Annotated in this window: 20 protein-coding genes and 1 pseudogene; 8 read left to right on the top strand and 13 right to left on the bottom strand. The window is 64.8% G+C overall.

Going from position 1 to position 18,650, the window contains the following annotated elements; all coding sequences use genetic code 11:
- Window positions 1-65: 65 nt before the first annotated feature.
- The gene (locus tag A5634_RS15165) at window positions 66-2,294 is read right to left on the bottom strand and encodes a heavy metal translocating P-type ATPase (RefSeq protein ID WP_155769559.1); all 2,229 of its coding nucleotides are present in this window, start codon (window positions 2,292-2,294) and stop codon (window positions 66-68) included.
- A 112-nt stretch (window positions 2,295-2,406) separates the two neighbouring features.
- Between A5634_RS15165 and sigC the strand changes: the two genes are divergently transcribed.
- Complete coding sequence (gene sigC / locus A5634_RS15160; RefSeq protein ID WP_065144864.1) at window positions 2,407-2,961, top strand: RNA polymerase sigma factor SigC; 555 nt, start codon at window positions 2,407-2,409, stop codon at window positions 2,959-2,961.
- 7 nt (window positions 2,962-2,968) lie between these two features.
- Here sigC and A5634_RS15155 read toward each other — a convergent pair whose 3' ends face one another.
- Window positions 2,969-3,775: an SDR family NAD(P)-dependent oxidoreductase gene (locus tag A5634_RS15155; protein ID WP_065144863.1), complete on the bottom strand. Its 807-nt coding sequence runs from the start codon at window positions 3,773-3,775 to the stop codon at window positions 2,969-2,971.
- A 28-nt stretch (window positions 3,776-3,803) separates the two neighbouring features.
- Window positions 3,804-4,496 (bottom strand): SDR family oxidoreductase, encoded by a 693-nt coding sequence (locus tag A5634_RS15150; RefSeq protein ID WP_065144862.1) that lies wholly within the window; start codon window positions 4,494-4,496, stop codon window positions 3,804-3,806.
- 85 nt (window positions 4,497-4,581) lie between these two features.
- On the opposite strand from A5634_RS15150, the gene A5634_RS15145 reads away from it, so the two are divergent.
- Window positions 4,582-5,166: a CGNR zinc finger domain-containing protein gene (locus A5634_RS15145; RefSeq protein WP_081290445.1), complete on the top strand. Its 585-nt coding sequence runs from the start codon at window positions 4,582-4,584 to the stop codon at window positions 5,164-5,166.
- Between the two features lie 11 nt (window positions 5,167-5,177).
- Here A5634_RS15145 and A5634_RS28255 read toward each other — a convergent pair whose 3' ends face one another.
- The 4 genes from A5634_RS28255 to A5634_RS15130 form a co-directional block, all read right to left on the bottom strand.
- Window positions 5,178-5,351 carry a hypothetical protein gene (locus A5634_RS28255; RefSeq protein ID WP_155769558.1) on the bottom strand — a complete coding sequence of 58 codons (174 nt, stop codon included), beginning with the start codon at window positions 5,349-5,351 and terminating at the stop codon, window positions 5,178-5,180.
- Between the two features lie 146 nt (window positions 5,352-5,497).
- Window positions 5,498-5,905 carry a winged helix-turn-helix transcriptional regulator gene (locus A5634_RS15140; protein WP_081290444.1) on the bottom strand — a complete coding sequence of 136 codons (408 nt, stop codon included), beginning with the start codon at window positions 5,903-5,905 and terminating at the stop codon, window positions 5,498-5,500.
- 77 nt (window positions 5,906-5,982) lie between these two features.
- Complete coding sequence (locus A5634_RS15135) at window positions 5,983-6,537, bottom strand: PaaI family thioesterase (RefSeq protein WP_065144860.1); 555 nt, start codon at window positions 6,535-6,537, stop codon at window positions 5,983-5,985.
- Between the two features lie 68 nt (window positions 6,538-6,605).
- Window positions 6,606-7,379 carry a DUF2127 domain-containing protein gene (locus tag A5634_RS15130; protein WP_155769557.1) on the bottom strand — a complete coding sequence of 258 codons (774 nt, stop codon included), beginning with the start codon at window positions 7,377-7,379 and terminating at the stop codon, window positions 6,606-6,608.
- Between the two features lie 201 nt (window positions 7,380-7,580).
- On the opposite strand from A5634_RS15130, the gene A5634_RS15125 reads away from it, so the two are divergent.
- The 5 genes and pseudogenes from A5634_RS15125 (at window position 7,581) to A5634_RS15105 (ending at window position 10,684) form a co-directional block, all read left to right on the top strand.
- Entirely contained in the window at window positions 7,581-7,850 is a 270-nt protein-coding gene (locus tag A5634_RS15125) for a metal-sensitive transcriptional regulator (RefSeq protein WP_065144859.1), read from the top strand.
- 16 nt (window positions 7,851-7,866) lie between these two features.
- Window positions 7,867-8,274, top strand: coding sequence for a DUF302 domain-containing protein (locus A5634_RS15120; RefSeq protein ID WP_065144858.1), 408 nt, complete (start codon window positions 7,867-7,869; stop codon window positions 8,272-8,274).
- Between the two features lie 137 nt (window positions 8,275-8,411).
- On the top strand, window positions 8,412-9,464 hold the full coding sequence (locus A5634_RS15115; RefSeq protein WP_065144857.1) for a zinc-binding dehydrogenase: 1,053 nt from the start codon (window positions 8,412-8,414) through the stop codon (window positions 9,462-9,464).
- Window positions 9,461-9,868, top strand: coding sequence for a nuclear transport factor 2 family protein (locus A5634_RS15110; RefSeq protein WP_065144856.1), 408 nt, complete (start codon window positions 9,461-9,463; stop codon window positions 9,866-9,868). Before A5634_RS15115 ends, A5634_RS15110 begins: the two co-directional genes overlap by 4 nt.
- Window positions 9,865-10,684, top strand: a pseudogene (locus A5634_RS15105) (SDR family NAD(P)-dependent oxidoreductase). Before A5634_RS15110 ends, A5634_RS15105 begins: the two are co-directional and overlap by 4 nt.
- Window positions 10,685-10,689: 5 nt before the next feature.
- Here A5634_RS15105 and A5634_RS15100 read toward each other — a convergent pair.
- Together A5634_RS15100 and A5634_RS15095 are read right to left on the bottom strand one after the other, a co-directional pair.
- Complete coding sequence (locus tag A5634_RS15100) at window positions 10,690-11,103, bottom strand: hypothetical protein (protein ID WP_065144855.1); 414 nt, start codon at window positions 11,101-11,103, stop codon at window positions 10,690-10,692.
- 36 nt (window positions 11,104-11,139) lie between these two features.
- Complete coding sequence (locus A5634_RS15095) at window positions 11,140-11,733, bottom strand: class I SAM-dependent methyltransferase (protein ID WP_065144854.1); 594 nt, start codon at window positions 11,731-11,733, stop codon at window positions 11,140-11,142.
- 140 nt (window positions 11,734-11,873) lie between these two features.
- Between A5634_RS15095 and A5634_RS15090 the strand changes: the two genes are divergently transcribed.
- The gene (locus A5634_RS15090; protein ID WP_065144867.1) at window positions 11,874-12,689 is read left to right on the top strand and encodes an SDR family oxidoreductase; all 816 of its coding nucleotides are present in this window, start codon (window positions 11,874-11,876) and stop codon (window positions 12,687-12,689) included.
- Window positions 12,690-12,696: 7 nt separating this feature from the next.
- On the opposite strand, the gene A5634_RS15085 is transcribed toward A5634_RS15090, so the two are convergent.
- The 4 genes from A5634_RS15085 to A5634_RS15070 all read right to left on the bottom strand — a co-directional run bounded on the left by A5634_RS15085 (window position 12,697) and on the right by A5634_RS15070 (window position 18,630).
- A complete protein-coding gene (locus A5634_RS15085; RefSeq protein ID WP_065144853.1) occupies window positions 12,697-14,502 on the bottom strand; it encodes a PE domain-containing protein in 1,806 nt (601 codons plus the stop codon).
- Between the two features lie 101 nt (window positions 14,503-14,603).
- Window positions 14,604-16,175: a flavin-containing monooxygenase gene (locus tag A5634_RS15080; protein ID WP_065144852.1), complete on the bottom strand. Its 1,572-nt coding sequence runs from the start codon at window positions 16,173-16,175 to the stop codon at window positions 14,604-14,606.
- Window positions 16,172-17,971, bottom strand: coding sequence for a flavin-containing monooxygenase (locus tag A5634_RS15075; protein ID WP_065144851.1), 1,800 nt, complete (start codon window positions 17,969-17,971; stop codon window positions 16,172-16,174). The genes A5634_RS15080 and A5634_RS15075 overlap by 4 nt, the downstream gene beginning before the upstream one ends.
- On the bottom strand, window positions 17,968-18,630 hold the full coding sequence (locus A5634_RS15070) for a TetR/AcrR family transcriptional regulator (RefSeq protein WP_065144866.1): 663 nt from the start codon (window positions 18,628-18,630) through the stop codon (window positions 17,968-17,970). The genes A5634_RS15075 and A5634_RS15070 overlap by 4 nt, the downstream gene beginning before the upstream one ends.
- Window positions 18,631-18,650: the final 20 nt, after the last annotated feature.

Here is an 18,650-nt window from a genome sequence, read left to right as displayed (position 1 = left end):
CGTTTTACGGCGTGTCGTGTGCGCAGTTTATCTTTCGGCGTCGCCCTGACGTGTCAGCGCAATATCTAGCTCCCGAAATTACGCAGCCGCAGGCTGTTGGACACCACGAAGAACGACGAAAAGGCCATGGCCGCACCGGCTATCAGCGGGTTGAGAAATCCGGCGGCGGCAACCGGGATGGCGGCGATGTTGTAGCCGAAAGCCCACACCATGTTGATCTTGATGGTCCGCATCGTTGCGGCGGCCAGATCAAGGGCTAACGGCACCACTTCGAGGTTGTCGCGGACCAGGATGACGTCGGCGGCACCGATCGCGACATCGGTGCCGCGCCCGATCGCCATGCCCAGGTCCGCGCAGGCTAGTGCCGGTCCGTCGTTGATCCCGTCACCGACCATCGCGACCACGTGACCGCGCTCCCGCAACTGTTCGATGACGTCGACCTTGCCTTCGGGCAGGATGTCCGCGATCACTTCGTCGATACCGACGCGGGCGGCCACCGCGGCAGCCGAGTCCGGATTGTCACCGGTCAGCAGGACAGTCCGGAATCCGCGCTCGTGCAGTGCGGCCACCGCACTTGCCGCTGTGTCCTTCACCGCATCGGCAACCGCGATCACCCCGGCCACTACACCGTCGACCTCGACGAAAACTGCTGTCTCACCATTGGATTCGGCGTCGCGGCGGGCCGCGTGCAGCGCTGCGGTGACGGGCGCGGCGGTAATCCACGACGGCTTGCCCACCCGAACCCGCCGCTCGGCAACGGTTCCGCTCACGCCACGGCCGGGCACCGCCCGGAAATCGGTGACCGGTTCGCGCTGTGGGGCAGCCGCTGCGATGGTGAGTCCCACCGCGTGCTCGGAGGCCGCTTCCACCGCAGCCGCCAGCTTGAGCACCTCATCGGCATCCCGCCCGGGCGCGGGCGCCACCGCCGCCACCGTCAGTTGGCCAGTGGTCAGGGTGCCGGTCTTGTCGAAGACCACCGCGTCCACGGCCCGAGTGGCTTCCAGGGATTGCAGACCCTTGAGAAATATGCCGAGTTGGGCACCGCGACCCGAAGCCACCATCATCGCCGTCGGCGTGGCCAGGCCCAGCGCGCACGGGCAGGCGATGACCAGAACGGCGATCGCGGCCGAGAACGCCCGAGCGGGGTCAGCCCCAGCGAGAAGCCAACCCGCGGCGGTCAGCGCGGCCACGACGAACACGCACGGAACGAACACCGATGCGATGCGGTCGGCAAGTCGCTGCGCTTCGGCCTTTTGGGCCTGCGCCTGCTCGACCAACCGCACCATGCTGGCGAACTGGGTGTCGGCGCCCACCGCCGCGGCCTCCACGATCAGCCGGCCGTCGAGCACGGTGGTGCCGCCGATGACTTTTGATCCAGAATCCGATCGGACCGGCCTGGCTTCGCCGGTCATCGCGCTCATGTCGACGGCGGCGGAGCCTTCGACGACGAGGCCGTCGGCTGCGATCGTTTCGCCCGGGCGCACCACGAACCGCTGCTGTTCCTGCAGCTCACCCGCCGGAATGACCGATTCCGTCCCGTCGGGTTGCAGCACCGCGACGTTCTTGGCGCTCAGCGCGGCCAATGCCCGCAGCGCGCCACCGGCCTTCGACTTGGCGCGGGCCTCGAAATATCTCCCGGCCAACAGAAACACGGTGACTCCCGCGGCCACTTCGAAGTAGATGGCGTCGCCGCCCAGCAGCGCCTGCCATACGCCTTTGGGTTCGGCGGACTGGTGCTCGCCGAAGACGGTGTAGATCGACCAGAGCGAGGCGGCGGTAATACCGACCGAAATCAACGTCTCCATCGACGCACCGCCGTGCATCGCGTTACGCATCGCGACCCGGTGGAACGGCCACGCCGCCCAACCCACGACCGGCAGCGCCAGCAGGATCAACACCCATCCCCAGCCGGTGAAACGCGAGCTGGGCATGACAGCGAACATCACCGACAGATGGGCCAACGGCACAAAGAAAACGGCAGCGACGGCCAGCCGGACCAGCAGGTACCGCGCATGATCGGCGTCGGGGTCACTGGCTGGCTCGTTACGGGCCTGATGCGGCTCGGCGTCGTAGCCGGCTCGCCGGACCGCCTCACACAGTTCGTCGGTGGTGACGTCCGCGCCGGCCTCGACGGTGGCGATCCGGGTGGCGAAGTTGACCGACGCACGGACCCCGGGGAGCTTGTTGAGTGTCGACTTGACCCGATGCGCGCAGGCAACGCAGGACATCCCGGTGATGTCGAGTTGCACCTGCTGCACGTCATCGGGATGTGCGTCCGTCACCGCGGTCGTCACCGACATCGTGGCTCCTCACCTCCTGTAGAACCGTCCCACCCAGACAAGTCGTAAGAACGGGGTCGCTGGTTCCCTGCAAGTACCCCGCCGTCATGGCTTACGCTCAACACCCGTGGCGACATTTGGCGACGATCACCAAATTACTCAGCTCGCCAAATCCGCGGGGCGGGGTGACCGGGCGGCCCTCGCGGCGTTCATCCAGGCGACTCAGCGCGATGTGTGGCGACTGGTTGCCTATCTCACCGACGCGGCAAGTGCCGACGATCTGACCCAGGAAACGTTTCTGCGGGCCATTCCGGCTTTGCCGCGCTTCGCCGGCCGCTCGACCGCGCGGACGTGGCTGTTGTCGATCGCCCGTCGGGTCGTCGTCGACCAGATTCGCCACAACACGAGCCGACCGCGGACCACCTATGTGGCCGATCTGGAGGGTGCGCTGGAAAGCGCTCGTCGCGGCAGCCGGATCGAGAACATGGTGGAAATCCGCATGTTGATCGACGGATTGGACGCCACGCGACGCGAAGCACTAGTCCTCACGCAGGTCCTGGGCCTGTCCTACGCCGAGGCTGCGGAGGTCTGTGGCTGCCCTGTCGGCACGGTTCGCTCCCGGGTTGCGCGGGCCCGCGACGATCTGCAGCGCGCGGCAGCCGAAAGCGACCTGACCGGATAGCTGTTCGCTACTTGCGTTTCATCGCGGGGTGACTGCGGGTCAGCAGCGGCAGCATCCACTCGGGCGGCGCAACCCGAAACAGTCCCGACGAAATGCGGTTGGCCAGGCCGGGTACGACGACGGCCTTGCCGGCTGCCAGACCGTTGATGCCCGCTTTCGCGACCTGATCGGCGGGTATCCACATCACCCGCGGCAGCGCGGCATCGGCTTCCTCTTTGGAGAACCCGGCAGCTTCGCCGAATCCCGTGTCGACTGGTCCGGGGCACAGCGCGGTCACGGTTACCCCGGTGCCGCGCAGCTCGCCCCGCAAACTGTGGCTGTAGGACAACACGAAGGCCTTGGCCGCGCCGTACGCCGCCTGTCCCGGCAGCGGTCCGAATGCCGCCACCGATGCGACGTTCAGGATGGCTCCGCGCTTCCGTTCGACCATGCCCGGCAGGAACCGGCTGCACAGGTCGACAACAGCGGCTACGTCGACTTCGACCAGGTTCAGTTCTTTTTCCGGATCCGACTTCGCGACCACTCCCAGCGTGGACAGGCCGGCGTTGTTGATCAGGATGTCCGGAGTCAGCCCGAGTTCGCCGACGCGGTCCAGCAGGTTCGCCCGATCGGCGCGCTGGGAGAGGTCGGCGGGCAACGGGCGCGCGGCCGGGCCGAGCCGTCCTGCCAGGGCTTCCAGGCGATCGGCGCTTCGGGCGACCAGGACGACCTGGTAACCGCGTTTCGCCAGGATCTTCGCGATCTCCTCCCCGATACCCGACGATGCCCCCGTCACGATGGCGGCGCTGCTGTTTGCTGCTGCTGGAAGAGCCATAACGTGACCGTACCGGTCGGCGCGGAGCCTATCCCGCCCGAAGCGCCTCGACCGGACCGGACAATGCGCTCTTGACATACCGCGTCAAGTCGTCGGCCAAAACCTCCACGTCATCGCGTTCGACGCCGTCGAGGATCGCCCGGGCAACGTCACGTGGGTCGTTCTTCGGAGCGTCGAGGTCGGCGATCATGTCGGTGTCGGTGTAGCCGAGGTGCACGCCGGTAACCAAGGTGCCCTGCTTTTCGAGTTCAATCCGCAACGAGTTGGTCGCCGACCAGAATGCGGCTTTGGAGGCTCCGTAGGCACCGAAACCACCCATCCAGGACAGGACCGAGTGGATGTCGACCAACGCCCCACCGCCGTTGCGGGCCAGGATCGGTGCGAAGACCTGCGCCACCCGAAGGGCGCCGAAGTAGTTGATTTCAAAGACGGCGCGGATCTCCTCCAAATTGCTCTCGAGCAGGCTGTGACCACCGGCGACGCCAGCATTATTGATCACGATCTGTGCGTCGCTGGCCCTATCGGCCAGTGCTGCAACGGAATTAGCGTCCGTGACGTCCAGCGCCACGCTCACCACTCGTGGATCGTCGTTAGGCCGGGGCACCCTTGCGGTCGCATACACCTTCGCCACGCCGCGTCGCAACAACTCGTCCACGATGGCCTTCCCGAGGCCGCGCTGACCGCCGGTGACCACTGCCGTCGACCCTTGAATGCTGACCACGATCCACGCTCCTAGACATAGGTGTAACTCTTTTGCCTGCGTCACGCTAGTTAGTCCTGCTGACATATGCAAGTATAATTTGCCTATGTCAATTTCGTGGTTTGCGTCACAGCGCTACGGGCTGGCGCCGGCGCCGCGCGGTTTGGCCCTCGTTCAGGACTTCCTCAACACGGTCGGCATCGGCGACTACGGATCCGACCTGCTGGCCGACGGCGATGACGCCCGCGAGTGGGCGACCAAGGCGGTGCGGAACTGGTCGGCCGAGCGCGGCATCGAAGTGGCAGCACCCATCCTGAGTGACGCGGACGTGTCGAAGCTCGCCGGCTTACGTGACACCATTGCCGAACTTGTCGCCGCAGACTCAGTACCGACCGGAATCAGATCAGTTTCAGCGTCATTCACGCTGTCCGACCGCGGTGAGGTACGCCTGGAACCCGTTGGTAGCGACTGGCGTTGGCTAGCTTCCGCGCTCTGGGCAGAGATTTTGCTCAGCCAGCAGACCGACACCTGGCGGCGGATCAAGCGGTGCCGGAACCCGTTGTGCGCGTCGACGTTCTACGACCGGTCCAAGAACAACAGCGGTGTCTGGCACGACGTGAAGACATGCGGAAATGCGGCCAACCTACGAGCGTCGCGCGCCCGCCGGCGGCAACGCGACCACACGGACTAGATGCGGATGAGTCAGCAGCGTTCGACGCCGCGCCGCATCAGGCTTGCGCCGCTGCGCGACCGTGCCGATCCGTGGCGCGATTTGTCCCGCAACGCGGCATGTGCGTGACAGCCGTGCGCCTTGACCGGGGTGACGAGGTCAGCGCCCCTAGGGCTTTCGTTGATCTCGTTCGGTATTGCTGTCACGACTTTGATCCTTTGTGAGTGCAGTTGGTCTAATTCCAGCCCGATGGCTTTACCGGGGTACCGCGCTGCGGTTAACTTCAGGCAAATCGCCGTTGTGGGATCCGGCACACCACGGCACGGTCACCGGGCGCATCACAAAAACCGGGTCAGCGCTTCGTGATTCGTACCGCAGCATCAGCCAGCGAAACATCGTGGCCCAGGCTACATCGAACCTGCGGGACGATGGGTGCGCCGCAGCCTTCGTGCACGAGTTCGGTTGCGCTGGAATCGCCTTGTAGCACCCTGCCGAACTCGATCAAGCTGATCAGGACCGGAAAAAGGTCGCGGCCGCGTTGGGTGAGGGCATATTCGTAGCGCATGCGCTGCCCGGGTTGTTGATACGGACGCTTTTCCAGTAGCCCGGCGTCAACAAGTTGCCTCAGTCGCTTGGCGGCGATCTGTTCAGTCACCCCGGCACGGCGGACCAGTTCGTCGAAACGTGTTGCACCAAAGAATGCTTCGCGCAGCAGCACCATGGCCGAGTGGGTGCCGATGAACTGCAGCGCGTACTCCATCGGACACCAATCGGCCGCCGTCCAGCGGTCCCGGTCGGCGAGTCGTCCCGATAGCTTCACTTCGCCCCGAACCCCTTTCAGCTGTTGGTCGTTCGGTTCTGTTCTCCGACAACCGGATTGATGATCAGGCAGTTGCTGGTTGCGGTGGCCAACAGCTTGCCGGTGCTGCTGGTCAAAGTCGCCTCGGCCAGTGCGGTGCGCCGTCCGAGGTGAGTCACCGTACCGGTGCACCGGACCGGTCCGGTCTCGACGCTGATCGCGCCGACGAATCGGACCGATAGGTCGAGGCTGGTGTAGGCGACGCCGGCGGGCAGCATGCTGTGCACGGCGCACGCGGCGGCCGAGTCCAGCAGCGTGCAGTACATGCCGCCGTGGACGGAGCCGATCGGGTTGTAGTGGTACTCGGCGGGCGTCAACGTGAAGACTGCGGTGCCCGCGGACACGGATTCGAGGCGGCCGCCAATGGTGCTCATCACGGGCGGCGGCGGTATCTCTCCGTCGACCATCGCCTGCAGGAACTCCAGGCCGCTGCGGCTACGGGCGAGTTTCGCCGCGCCAAGCGGGTCCGCCCATTCGATGGTGCGAGTCCGCTCGTGGGCGCCCAAAGCCGGCGCGCAGGCTGTGTCGGTCATAACGACGATATTCGTAGCTGACTAAACTCAAGTCAAGTCAGGGCGGATGTCGCCTGGATCACACGGGACTACTCGGTCGCCATGGCGGCGCGTTCAAGATCGAGCAACTGTTCGCCGTGCAGCTCCTCGTCGTAGGCCTTGCGCCCGCCGCGCGCCCCAAAGAGACGCTTGGAAATCACCAGGTACAGCACCGCGGCGATATTGATGGTCAAGGTGACGACCCTGGTCGTGGTGACGCCCTTGAGCAGGTCGTGAATTTCCAGCGGCAAGAACACCGAGGTGGCCACCACCGCGAAGTATTCGCCCCAGCGTTTCAGCAGCCACAGGCCGACGCCTTCGACCACCTGCAGCACGGCGTAGGCGGCCAGCAGACAGGTGATCAGCGCCAAGGTGGACGGCTTGGCCGCGAGCGCCTTTTCCAGCTCGTGAATGGCCGACATCTGGTCGACCTTGAATCCCGCGGCGCGGAAGATCGGCAGGTCACGGTCGAGGGTGGCCTGGATGGCGCCGCGGGAACCGCGAAATGTCCACACCGCCCATGCGGCGAGTCCCAGAATCACGGCCCGCCCCAACCTTTCGACGGCCAGCGCGCGAATGATGATCGCCTGACGTAAAGCCTTGCCGCGCATGATCAGTGGTGCATCTTCCGGACGCCCGCGTCCATGCGGCTCGCCCAGTGCAAAGTCACCGCAGCGCAGACACCGCCACACCTCGCCCAGTTTGGTCTTGGCGCTGAGCCGCTCGGCTAGTTCCTCGTCATCGGGTGCGTAGGTGGCGTGGCCAGAGACCGCGCAGGTGACCAATTCCCATCGGTTGACAGCGCGGTTCTTGTTCTTGGCCACGTGCGCTCCTTCGGAGGCGGATTTGACGCCGATCATCAACGCAAGCAGCAAACCACGCAAGGGGACGCGCGCACGCCGAACCGTCAGAACCCGCCCGGCGCCCCGCAAACGTGTGGCCCTGACTGTCCAAAATTATTCGAGGTTGGCCTGATACCCCTACCCGTATAGGTATATACTGCCAAAGTCCCCAGAAAGGCATTCATGGACAACACAGAAGAGAGCATGGCCGCCGTGCTAAACCGGTTGCGTCGCGCACAAGGACAATTGGCCGGTGTGATCGCGATGATCGAGCAGGGCCGCAACTGCAAAGATGTCGTGACCCAACTCGCCGCAGTATCGAAGGCGCTCGACCGTGCCGGGTTCAAGATCGTCGCAACCGGGCTCCGCGACTGCATCAACGGCGACCGGCATGGGAACAGCACCCCACTAACCGAGGCCGAGCTAGAGAAGCTCTTTTTGGCACTAGCGTGAAAAGGACTGATATCCAATGACATTGCAAACCGAGGGTCTGGCGACGACACTGCACGTTTCGTTCGACGACGCGATAGAGAAGACTACTGCGGCGCTGGCCCAACAAGGTTTCGGCGTACTCACCCGGATCGACGTCAAGGCGACACTGAAGCAGAAGATCGACGAAGACATCGAGGACTACCTAATCCTCGGTGCGTGTAATCCCTCGCTCGCCTACCGCGCGCTCGGCGTCGACCGCCAGGTCGGCCAGTTATTGCCGTGCAACGTGGTGGTGCGTTCCGATCCGTCGGCCGAGGGCGCGGTCATCGTCGAGGCAATGGATCCGCAACTGATGGTCCAGGTTATGGACCAACCGGGCATGCAGGACGTGGCCGACGCCGCCGCCGGTAAATTGCGGGCCGCGATCGCCGACCTCATCGAATAATGTTCTGCTGGCAGTGAATTCGACTGATAGCTGACTCAAAATCGCCTGTACCGTCGTCGGGATGTCGCCGCCCTTGACTGCCTCATTGCCGAGTTCCTACAGTCAAGACAAACATTCGAGATGGATACGAGGCCAGGGTGCGCGCTGTCGTATTGCGTGACGGCAAGTTGCACGTCGGGCACGCACCAGACCCGGTTCCGGGTCACGGCGAGTTGCTGCTGCGAACGCTGAGCACCGCAATCTGTGCGTCGGACGTGCATTTCATGGATCATCCGGATCTGGGTATCACCGATCCGACGGGCCGATCGCTCTACGACGCGAATCAAGACATCGTGCTGGGACACGAGTTCGTCGGCGAGGTGATCGGGTCTGGGCCGGGCTGTTCGGACCAGTTCAGGCTCGGCTCGCGGGTGACCGCGATGCCGGTGCGACTGGTGGATGGCGGCGCCGGCGGCTTGCGCATCATCGGCCAGCACCCGGCGGCACCGGGCAGTTTTGCCGAACTGCTGGTGGTTTCCGAAGCTGCGGCGAACCTGGTCACCGGCGACGTCTCCAGCGATGCCGTCTGTTTGACCGACGCGTTCGCGGTCGGCGAGTTCTATGTCCGCTCGGCCCAGATCCAACCGGGTGAAGTCGCCATCGTGATCGGTGCGGGCGCCATCGGACTCTCCGCGGTCGCCGCTCTGGCGAGCCGGGGCATCGAGCCGATCGTCGTGTCCGACTACCAGCTCGAACGCCGCGAATTGGCCCGGACGGGCTTCGGGGCACATGTGCTCGTCGACCCGGCCGTTGCATCCGTCTTCGACGTGTTCAACCAAGTACGCGCCGACCGTGGATTACCCGGTCCGGCAATTGTTTTCGAATGTGTGGGCGCATCAGGTCTGATCCAGCAGATCGTCGAGAGCGCAGAGATGGGCACCCGGATCTACTGCGCGGGCGGCTGGTACACCGGTGACACGCTGGACATCACGACGGCGACCCGCCAAGGTGTGACTATTCAGTTCGGTGGTGGGCCACATCCGCAGGACTGGTACGGAACACTCGACGCGATTGCATCGGGACGGCTGGACCCGATGCCAAGTGTCGGCGAAATCATCACGCTCGACGAAGTTCCCGAAGCACTCGACCGGGCCAGGAGGTCGGAGGGACCGCCACGAATCGTCGTGCATCCCAACGGAGACGTGACATGACCGAACTTGAAGATAGGCAGGCCATTTCGGAGTTGTTGGTGCGTTATGCCACGGCGATCGACCGGCGTGAGTGGCAGCTACTCGGCACCGTATTCACCGCGGAGTGCGATGTTGATTACGGCGAGATCGGCGCGTGGCAGAGCTCCAGCGCGGTCATCGAGTTCATGGAGTTGGCGCACGCCATGGCGGGATACACCTTGCACCGGTTGAGCAACATCGCCATCACGCTCGAGGGCGACGGGGCCCGGGCGCGCACCTACATCGACGCTTTGATCATGGCCGCGGACAACAATGGCGGTGTCAATGCCGCCGGTTTCTACGACGATGAGGTCATTCGAACCGCCGCGGGATGGCGAATCGCCCGCCGTCAGTTCACCTCGGTGCGCGTGGTGGCAGTCAACTGATGTTCGCGTCGAAGTACGGACCGTGGGCGCTGGTGGCCGGTGCCTCCGACGGTGTGGGCGCCGCATTCGCCCGGGGCATCGCCACGCGTGGGCGTCAACGTGGTATTGCTGGCGCGCCGCCAAGCTGTATTGGATCAGGTTGCCGCGGAGATCAATTCGACGACGGGCGTGCAGACCCGAACCATCGCCCTCGATCTCGCGAGGCCAGGCGCGGCGGCCACCGTCGCCGAGGCCACCAAGGATCTGGACATTGGCTTTATGGTGTATTGCGCAGGGGCGGATCCCAACTTCAAGGCGTTTCTTGATAATTCGCTAGCGGCGGCCGAGGCGATGGTGCAGCGCAACTGCATGGTGCCGGTGCAGCTTTGCCATCAGTTCGCACCGGCGATGGTCGAGCGCGGACGCGGCGGCATCGTCATCTTCGGGTCCGGCGCCGGGTTCGCCGGCGGGCCGAACATGGTGGCCTACGCCGCGTCCAAGGCATTCGACATGGTCTTCGCTGAGGCGCTGTGGGCCGAACTGCGCCCGAAGGGCGTCGACGTTCTCGGTCTCATCCTGGGTAAAACCGACACCCCTGCCCTGCGTGAACTCGAGTTCAGCCGAGGCCAGATCGCTTCTCCCGCCGATGTTCCCGCCGGGGCCGTACCCGTCGACGACGTCATCGCGGAGGCTTTCGCGAACCTGGCCAATGGCCCGACCTGGATAGTCGGCGAAGACTTGCGCGCCGCGATGCAGATGCTTGGCGCGCTCAGCCGAAACAAGGCCGTCGAACTCATCACGGCGGCCAGCGCGGCGGCGATGGGTTCTGACAGCTGAAACCCTCAGGGGCTGCTTTCATGGCCGGGGCGTCCCGCGGTGCGGCGCTTGTCTTTCATCCTCGCCTCGAGCAGGTGCCGGACACCGCATTGAAGTTCGTCTCGTACGCGCCGTTCGTGGTCACGAAAGTGCGACCAGTAGTTGTCGTCGAACTCCTCGACAACCTGAAAGGTCCATCGGCCATACAGGACGTTGCGCCCGACCAGCTCGGTCTGCAGGCGATCGGCCACCGCACCGTGGCCGGCATCGCGCAACTTGTCGCACGCCTGCCCGAGCAACAGGTCGGCGTGCCCCATCAGGTGGTGAAATGTGTATAACTCGCCGCGGGCACGTTCGACATATTCCAACGCCTCAGACAACGCGCCGACTGCCTGCACGGTCGCCTCGTCGACGCCTCCACACTCCTCTGATTGCGTCATGGCGTCTTTATGCCCCCGCCGTCCGGGTTTTACGCATTAATCCGGTGCTCGCCAAGTGATCAGGACCCGGCCGAAGAGCAACCGTCGGATCCCGGCCCCCGGCAACGTGGCCCGGACGTGCGCGCGCAGTTGCGAAAACGTATCCGGCGGCGGCCATTTGATGGGGGCGGTGTGTTCCCACTTGCCCTTGACCCGATTGGCGACCAGACACGCGATCGAGGACATCACTTGCCACCCGGCCGTCCGCAGCGAAAACCTGACGAAGGTCACGACCGACAGCGTCCCCCCGGGCGCGACGAGACCGGCCAGCCGAGCCAACGCGGCCCGGGTGTCGTCGACGTGGTGCAACGCGGCATTGGAAACCACCGCGTCAAACTGGGGTAGCTCGGCCGTCATGACATCACCGTGCATCCACTGCACCTTGGCGTCGGGAAACCGAGATACCGCACGCTCCAGGACCGGCCCGTCCACATCCAGTGCGGTGACGTCAGGTATCCGCTGTGCCAGCCGGACCGCCAGGAAGCCGTCCCCGCACCCGACGTCGAGGGCGTTTCGCGCATCGGTTTGGACCTGCGCATCCACGAGCGCGTTGTAGTGAATGTTGATGTTCCATGGCTGCTGGGTCGACACTTGGTCGAATTTAGGTCAGTGGCCGAAATATTGGCGAGAGACCATATCCTTCGAATGTGTCGGCAGGAACTACCTGCGGGAACTGCGGCATTCACTTGGCTTCGAGGGACATACTGCTTGGCGAGGGAGATGGAATGACGGTGCACCGAGAAGTGCTGGCCGTGATCGGCATTGGCGGTATGGGCCAGGCGATCGCCCGACGGCTGGGATCGTCCAAGACTGTGTTGCTGGCCGACAACAACGAGACAGGTCTGGCGACGGTGGCCGAATCGCTTGCGGCCGACGGCTATGACGTCAAAAGCCAATCCGTAGATGTCTCGTCGGCCGAGTCCGTGCACGCGCTCGCCGAGTTCGCCGCCTCGCTCGGTAACCTCACCCAACTTGCCCACACCGCCGGACTATCTCCGGCGCAGGCCTCGGCGGAGGCGATCCTTGCGGTCGATCTGCTCGGCGTCGCATTGGTGTTGGACGAGTTCGGTGAAATCATCGCGCCGGGCGGAGCCGGCGTGGTGATCGCCAGCATGGCCGGTCACATGTGGCCGCCGTTGACAGCTGAGCAGGAAAAGGCTCTGGCGCACAATCCGCCCAGCGAACTACTGGAGCTCGAGTTCATCAGCAAGATCACCGAGCCAAACTTTGCCTACCCGATCGCCAAGCAGGCCAACCACATTCGTGTCCGCGCCGCCAGCGCGCAGTGGGGTCGGCGCGGCGCCCGCATCAACTCGATTAGCCCCGGCATCATCTCCACGCCGATGGGGCAGCAGGAACTCGCCTCTCCCGTCGGTGACGGGATGCGGGCCATGATCGCTATGTCCGGCACCGGCCGCATCGGCACGCCCGAAGACATTGCCGCGGCGACCGCTTTCCTCCTCGGCTCCGACGCCTCCTTTATCACGGGTACCGACCTGCTGGTAGACGGTGGCGTCGTCGCCGCGGTCAAGGCCGCCAAGCCTTGATCAAAGGTCAGCGGATGTTGTATTCGTGCAGCCGTTGGCTGGTGCCTTCGCTGATCGTGACGTAACCCTGGCCGTCTGGGTGGAAGGCGATTGCTTCGCCCTGGGTCTCGTCGACCACCGGTCCGTTCACTGGCTGCTGGCTCAGCGGGGAGAAGGCGCTGGTGTTCGGAGCACGGTCCCACAGCAGGACGTCGTCGTAGGTCCGGACCGCCAGCTGCGAACCGTCCGGGGAGAAGTCGGCGCTGGTTATCAGTTGCGAGTCGGCATCCGACAGGTCGAGCGTCGCAACCTGATCCAGCGATCTCGCGGCACCGCCGCTGCCCGCGTTGCTCCACCCGTTGTCCGATGTCGTGTACACCCGGGAGATATCGTCACTCGTCTTCTCGAACACCATCAGCTTGTTGGTCTTGGGATCGACGGCTAGCGCCTCTGAGTTGAGCTTCTCGCCGCCCGGATAGGTGAGGCGGAGTTCTTGTACCCCGGACAGCGAGCCGTTGGTCGGGTTGCTCGCGGTGCCGGTCACTATCGGCTCGGGGACGCGGTAGACGACGACGTTACTGCGGGAGTGGCCGTTGTCGCCGATGTCGCCGACATAGATGTAGGACTTGCCGTCGGGACCCTTGGCGACCTCGATGTCTTCCCAGTCCTTGGCGGTCGCGCCAGTGAGCTTGTAGGTCGCCAGCGTGTCACCGGTCTTCGCGTCGATCGCGAAGATGCGTGCGGAGTCACCCGAATCGTTGTGCGTCCAATACACATTCGGGTTGTTGATGCCGGCGTCGATGCCGGAGATTTCCTTGATGTTGCTGTCGCTAACGGTTCCGCCATTGGAAGAACGGAGGTCGCCGTCCCGGGCCGCGTCAACGGCGTTCTGCCCGGTCGGGTTGGTGGGATCCGTCGGATCCGTGGGATCCGTGGGATCAGTGGGATTGGTGGGGTTAGTCGGGTTAGTCGGCTCGGTCGGATTAGTCGGATTCGTCGGCTCAGTCGGGTTCGTCGGCCCACTCGGGTTCGTCGGGCTGCTCAGTTTGGTGCCCGTCGCTCCGGCAGATCCGTCCTGTCCGGAAAGTTGCCCGCCGGAACCGCCCGCTCCCCCGGATCCCGGGGTCTGGCCGGCCCCGCCGTCACCGCCGTTGCCGCCGTCGCCAACTTGTCCGGCGTTGCCGCCGGCACCCCCTGCGCCACCGAGCACGCCGGATCCACCTAGGCCGCCGGCGCCTCCGTTGCCGTGCAACAGCCCACCGTTGCCGCCCCGCCCGCCGGCCGGTGCCGCCTTGCCAGCATCCAATCCGGCGCCGCCCTGGCCACCGGCACCACCGTTGCCGATCAGGCCGGCGCTGCCACCGTTACCGCCGGCCTGGCCAGGTGCTCCGGATCCGCCCCTGCCGCCGTCGCCGTACAACAGTCCACCGGCCCCGCCGTCCTGGCCGGTTCCGGCCAACCCGTCGGCGCCGTTACCGATCAACGGACGACCCAACAAGGTGCGGGTGGGTGCGTTCACCAGGTTCAACGCCGCCTGCTCCAGCTGGTTGGCACCCGCCGTCTCAGCAGCGGCATAGGAATGGGCGCCGGAGGTCAGCAGTCCCACGAACTGTTGGTGAAATGCCTCTACCTGCGCACTCACCGCGTGGTACTCCCGAGCATGACCGGCAAAAAGCGCCGAGACCGCGGCCGAGATCTCATCCCCGGCAGCAGCCAGGATTCCCGTGGTCGGCAGTTGTGCCGCCGCGTTGGCGGCTGCCAACGCCGACCCGATGCCTGCCAGGTCGTTCGCCGCCATCGAGAACAACTCCGGAACCGCTATCACATACGACACTGCGCGCCCTCCGCCCATCACATATAATCAATCGCTTGATCATATGCACATTGCCCAAAACTCCGGGTGGTTTTCGTGCAAATAATCAATCAGTTGATAGTTTAGGGTCGCTGCGCCGTGGTCTCTGCACCAATTTCGGGCGGGCTGGCCTGGGCAATCCGGTCCTTAACCACCGACCCGATGCCGTGCATCCAGTCCCGCCGCCGAATGCGCCAAGTGCGGCGCGCGTACTCGAGTTCGGTGTAGGGCCATTGGGTCACGATGCGGCCGCTGGGCGACCGGAAGTAGCTATCGCACTGCGTCCAGATGCTGCGCTCGAGATCCGCCGAGAGCTGGTCGTTGTATCGCTGTTCGGCCTCGGGACGTACGTCGAGGTATCCGCCGCGGCGAGCTATGCGAGCCACTGCGCTGGCCACCAGTCGCGCGCCAGCCTCGAGAACGTAGACGATCGAGTTGCCGCCCTGGTTCGTGTTGGGTCCGTAGAGCATGAAGAAGTTCGGGTATCCCGAGACGGCGACCCCAAGATAGGCGCTGGGATCCACGCCCCAGCGCTCGTGCAGCGGTTGCCCACCCGCTCCGACCACCTCGATGCCCGACAAGTAGTGCGATGTCTCGAACCCGGTGGCCAGCACGACGGCGTCGACATCGACCGCATCCCCTGCGGTGGTGACGACGGACGTCCGGGTGAGCCGCTCGATGGGATCGGTGACAAGCGCGACGTTGTCACGCTGCAGCGCACGGTAGAAATCATGGCCCAGTAGCACGCGCTTGCAGCGGAACGGATAGGCCGGCGTGAGGGCGCGGCGCAAGCGCGGATCGGGCACGGTGCGCTCCAAGAACGCTGTCGCGAAACCGGCGATGGTCGTGGCCTTCGGATCGTCGGCCATGGTGGCGGTGTTGTCGTGCTGCAGCTTCCAGATTCGCCAGCGGGTGCGGCGCGCGGCCAACGGGTTTCGTCGGTAACGCGCCAATTCGGTTGTGCTGTAGGCACGGTCGTCCTTGGGTACCATCCATGGCGGCGTCCGCTGAAACACGGTCAGGTGCCCGGCCACCTTGGCCAGTTCGGGGACGACCTGCACGCCGCTAGCCCCAGTGCCGATCACCGCGATCCGTTTGCCCGTCAGGTCCACGCCGTGGTCCCATTGCGCGGTGTGCATGAGGGTGCCGCCGAAATCGGTCAGGCCGACGATGTCGGGAAGTCGCACCGCGCCGAACAGTCCGGTGGCGCAGACCACGACGTCGGCGTCCAGCGTCTGAGCTGAACCGCCGCGGCCCAGTTGCAGATTCCACTGCGAGGTGTCGGTGTTCCATTGGGCACAAATCACTTTGGTGTCGAGCATGAGGTGGCGGTCGAGGTCAAAGTGGTCAACCACCGACTCCAGGTACGCCAAGATCTCTGGCTGGCGCGCATAGGTTCGGCTCCAGGATCTGTTGGGCGCGAAGGAAAACGAGTACAGATGACTCTGGATATCGCAGGCCGCGCCGGGGTAGGTATTGCGTCGCCAGGTCCCGCCGACGCCATCGTCGGCTTCGATGATCACCAGGTCGTCGATACCGGCCCGGCGCAGTGCTACCGCGGCACCGAGGCCACCGAACCCCGCTCCGATGATTGCGACCTTCGGCGAGGGTCGGCGGCGGGTCGCGGCGCGGATCCGGCCGAGAACGTACCTCATCGACCGTCTCCGTAGCGGCGCACCTGGAACCCCACCAGGTCGCCGGCTGCCCGCCACGCCGCCAGGATGTCAGCGTATTCGGTGGGCCCACCGAAGAAGAAACTCCCTTGTCGAGTTTTAGTGTCCGCCTTGCCTTCTCGGTTGTAGTAACCCGGCGTGCAGGTCTTGGCGCGCTCCGCACTCGCCGCCGAGCGCTGCACCACCGTCTGGACCCATTCGGCCTCCGCGTCCGGTGCAGCCTCGACCTCGGCGACATCGTGTTGCAGTGCCCACGCGATGATCCAGGCAGCGTGCGTGGCCTGGACGTCAAGGAGATACGGGAAGTTCACCGTCAGCCCGGCCTGGGCGATGCTTTCGATGAAGCAATTCGGAAATCCGTTGGCGCACAAGCCTTGAAAGGTACGCACGCCGTCCCGCCACCGCTCGGTCAGTGTCACGCCGTCGCGACCGATCAGCTCGAATCCGGTACGACGACAGTAGTCGGTACCTACCTCGAAACCCGTTGCGAAGATCAGACAATCCAATTCGTACGTCACCCCGTCGACCACCACACCGGCATCGGTGATCTGTTCCACGCCTTGGCCGCGGGTGTCGACCAGCATCACGTTGTCGCGGTTGAACGTCTGCAGATAGTCGTCATGGAAGCAGGGCCGTTTGCAGAAGTAGCCGTACCACGGCTTGAGCGCCTCGGCAGTGTCGCGATCCCCCACGATCTCATCTACCCGCGCCCTGATCTCCTCCATCTTGGCGAAGTCGGCGATTTCGATGTCACGCGTCCGCTGTTCGGGACTGACCGTACCGTCGGTGTCGTGGCGCATGACCGGAAGCTTGCGGGTGATGCTCGTCCAGGCATCGGCAACCAGGTCCTCCTCCGCCTGTCCGCCGGCGGTGAGGACCTGGAAGTTGTCGATGCGCTTGCGCTGCCAACCCGGCTGTAATGTGCTGGCCCACTGCAGATCTGTTGGTCCGTTGCCTCGGACGTCGACCGACGATGGCGTGCGCTGAAAAACATAGAGCTGGGCTGCCGCCGCCGCCAGGTGCGGAACACACTGCACCGCGGTGGCCCCGGTGCCGACGATGCCGACCCGCTTGCCGGCTAGATTCTCCAATTGCTCGCCGGTGTAGCCGAAGTCCCAACGGCTGGTGTGGAAGGTGTGGCCGCGGAAGTCGCTGATGCCGGGTATGCCTGGCAGTTTGGGCCTGGCCTGGTACCCGTTGGCCATCGTGACGAACCTCGCCCGCATCTCGTCACCGTGATTGGTCCGGATGATCCACCGGGAACGCCTTTCGTCCCAACGTATTTCGTGCACGTCGGTCTGCAGACAGGCATCGCGGTAGAGGTCGTAGTGCGTGGCGATACGCCGGCAGTGCGCCAGGATCTCCGCACCGGCCGCGTACTTGCGTTCCGGGATGTAGCCGAGTTCTTCCAGCAGTGGGATGTACACATAGGACTCGACGTCACAGGCGATACCGGGATAGCGGTTCCAGTACCAGGTTCCGCCGACATCAGCCGCCCGGTCAATCAGCCGGATGCTTTCGACACCGAGTTCGCGCAGCCGTACCCCGGTCAACAGTCCCCCGAAGCCGGCGCCGATGATCGCCACGTCCACCTCGTCCGAGAGCGGTTCCCGGGCGAAGTTCTGATCCGCCCACGGATCGTCGCCGAAGCGCGCGAATTCCCCAGCGATCTCGACGTACTGCGCGATCCCGTCCGGGCGCAGCCGTCTGGCGCGCTCCTGCGCGTATTTCTGGCGCAACGCGTCGACGTCGAAGGCGCACCCGACGGCGTCGGTCAAGTTCTCGACCCCGCTCTCCGGGATTGATCGTTGACCGGACCGAACAACTCGCCGCGGACCATGACTTTCGAAGCACTCAGCGCGGCATGGTATTCGTGCGGCGGTAGCACCGCCGCGAGTTCGGTGAGGCCATAGATGAGCGCGTAAATCGCCTCCAGCGCGGCCTCCGAATCGGTGTCGCCACCGAGCAATTCGCCGTTAAGGCACGCCTCCTCGACCAGACTCCGGAGGATTTCGCGAAACCTCCCGAAACTGGCGGTTGTGTCGTCGCCGCCGGGCCCCAACGCCACCTCGCGGATGGCGGGATCGACGACTTCGGCGCGAATCGCCCACTCGAATGCCGCAAGCTGCGGATAAGTGCGCAGCAGGTCCCCGCATTCGTCGAGCACAGCTTCGATGCGGTCGGTAGCACTGCCGGGGCCGTGTGCGGCCTCGCGCAGTCGAGGGATGGAGGCATCGGCCCTGGCCCGGAGGGTGGCCTTGATCAGTTCGGCCTTATTCGGAAAGTAGTTGTACAAACTGGCACTGGTTACGTCCGCCATACGGGCGATCTCGCGGATCGTGGCCTGCGCGTAGCCCACCTCGGCGACGCAACGCATGGTCGCGGCCAGAATCCGGCGCCGGGTCTGTTCGCCACTGGCCCCGACCGGCCGGCCCAGGGTCGGCCCGAAGTCGGCTG

Source organism: Mycobacterium asiaticum, from assembly GCF_001673365.1.
Lineage (GTDB): Bacteria > Actinomycetota > Actinomycetes > Mycobacteriales > Mycobacteriaceae > Mycobacterium > Mycobacterium asiaticum_A.
Note: the sequence above shows the minus strand (reverse complement) of the source record. Positions and strands in the feature narration are given on the sequence as shown.

Bases quoted from the DNA above. Each gene is read 5' to 3' on its own strand.
- A5634_RS15145 (WP_081290445.1), top strand. From the start codon at position 4,582: ATGTCAATTTCGTGGTTTGCGTCACAGCGCTACGGGCTGGCGCCGGCG.
- A5634_RS15120 (WP_065144858.1), top strand. From the start codon at position 7,867: ATGACATTGCAAACCGAGGGTCTGGCGACGACACTGCACGTTTCGTTC.
- A5634_RS15140 (WP_081290444.1), bottom strand. From the start codon at position 5,905: ATGGAGTACGCGCTGCAGTTCATCGGCACCCACTCGGCCATGGTGCTG.
- A5634_RS15125 (WP_065144859.1), top strand. From the start codon at position 7,581: ATGGACAACACAGAAGAGAGCATGGCCGCCGTGCTAAACCGGTTGCGT.
- A5634_RS15155 (WP_065144863.1), bottom strand. From the start codon at position 3,775: ATGGCTCTTCCAGCAGCAGCAAACAGCAGCGCCGCCATCGTGACGGGG.
- A5634_RS15135 (WP_065144860.1), bottom strand. From the start codon at position 6,537: ATGACCGACACAGCCTGCGCGCCGGCTTTGGGCGCCCACGAGCGGACT.
- A5634_RS15110 (WP_065144856.1), top strand. From the start codon at position 9,461: ATGACCGAACTTGAAGATAGGCAGGCCATTTCGGAGTTGTTGGTGCGT.
- A5634_RS15080 (WP_065144852.1), bottom strand. From the start codon at position 16,175: ATGAGGTACGTTCTCGGCCGGATCCGCGCCGCGACCCGCCGCCGACCC.
- A5634_RS15100 (WP_065144855.1), bottom strand. From the start codon at position 11,103: ATGACGCAATCAGAGGAGTGTGGAGGCGTCGACGAGGCGACCGTGCAG.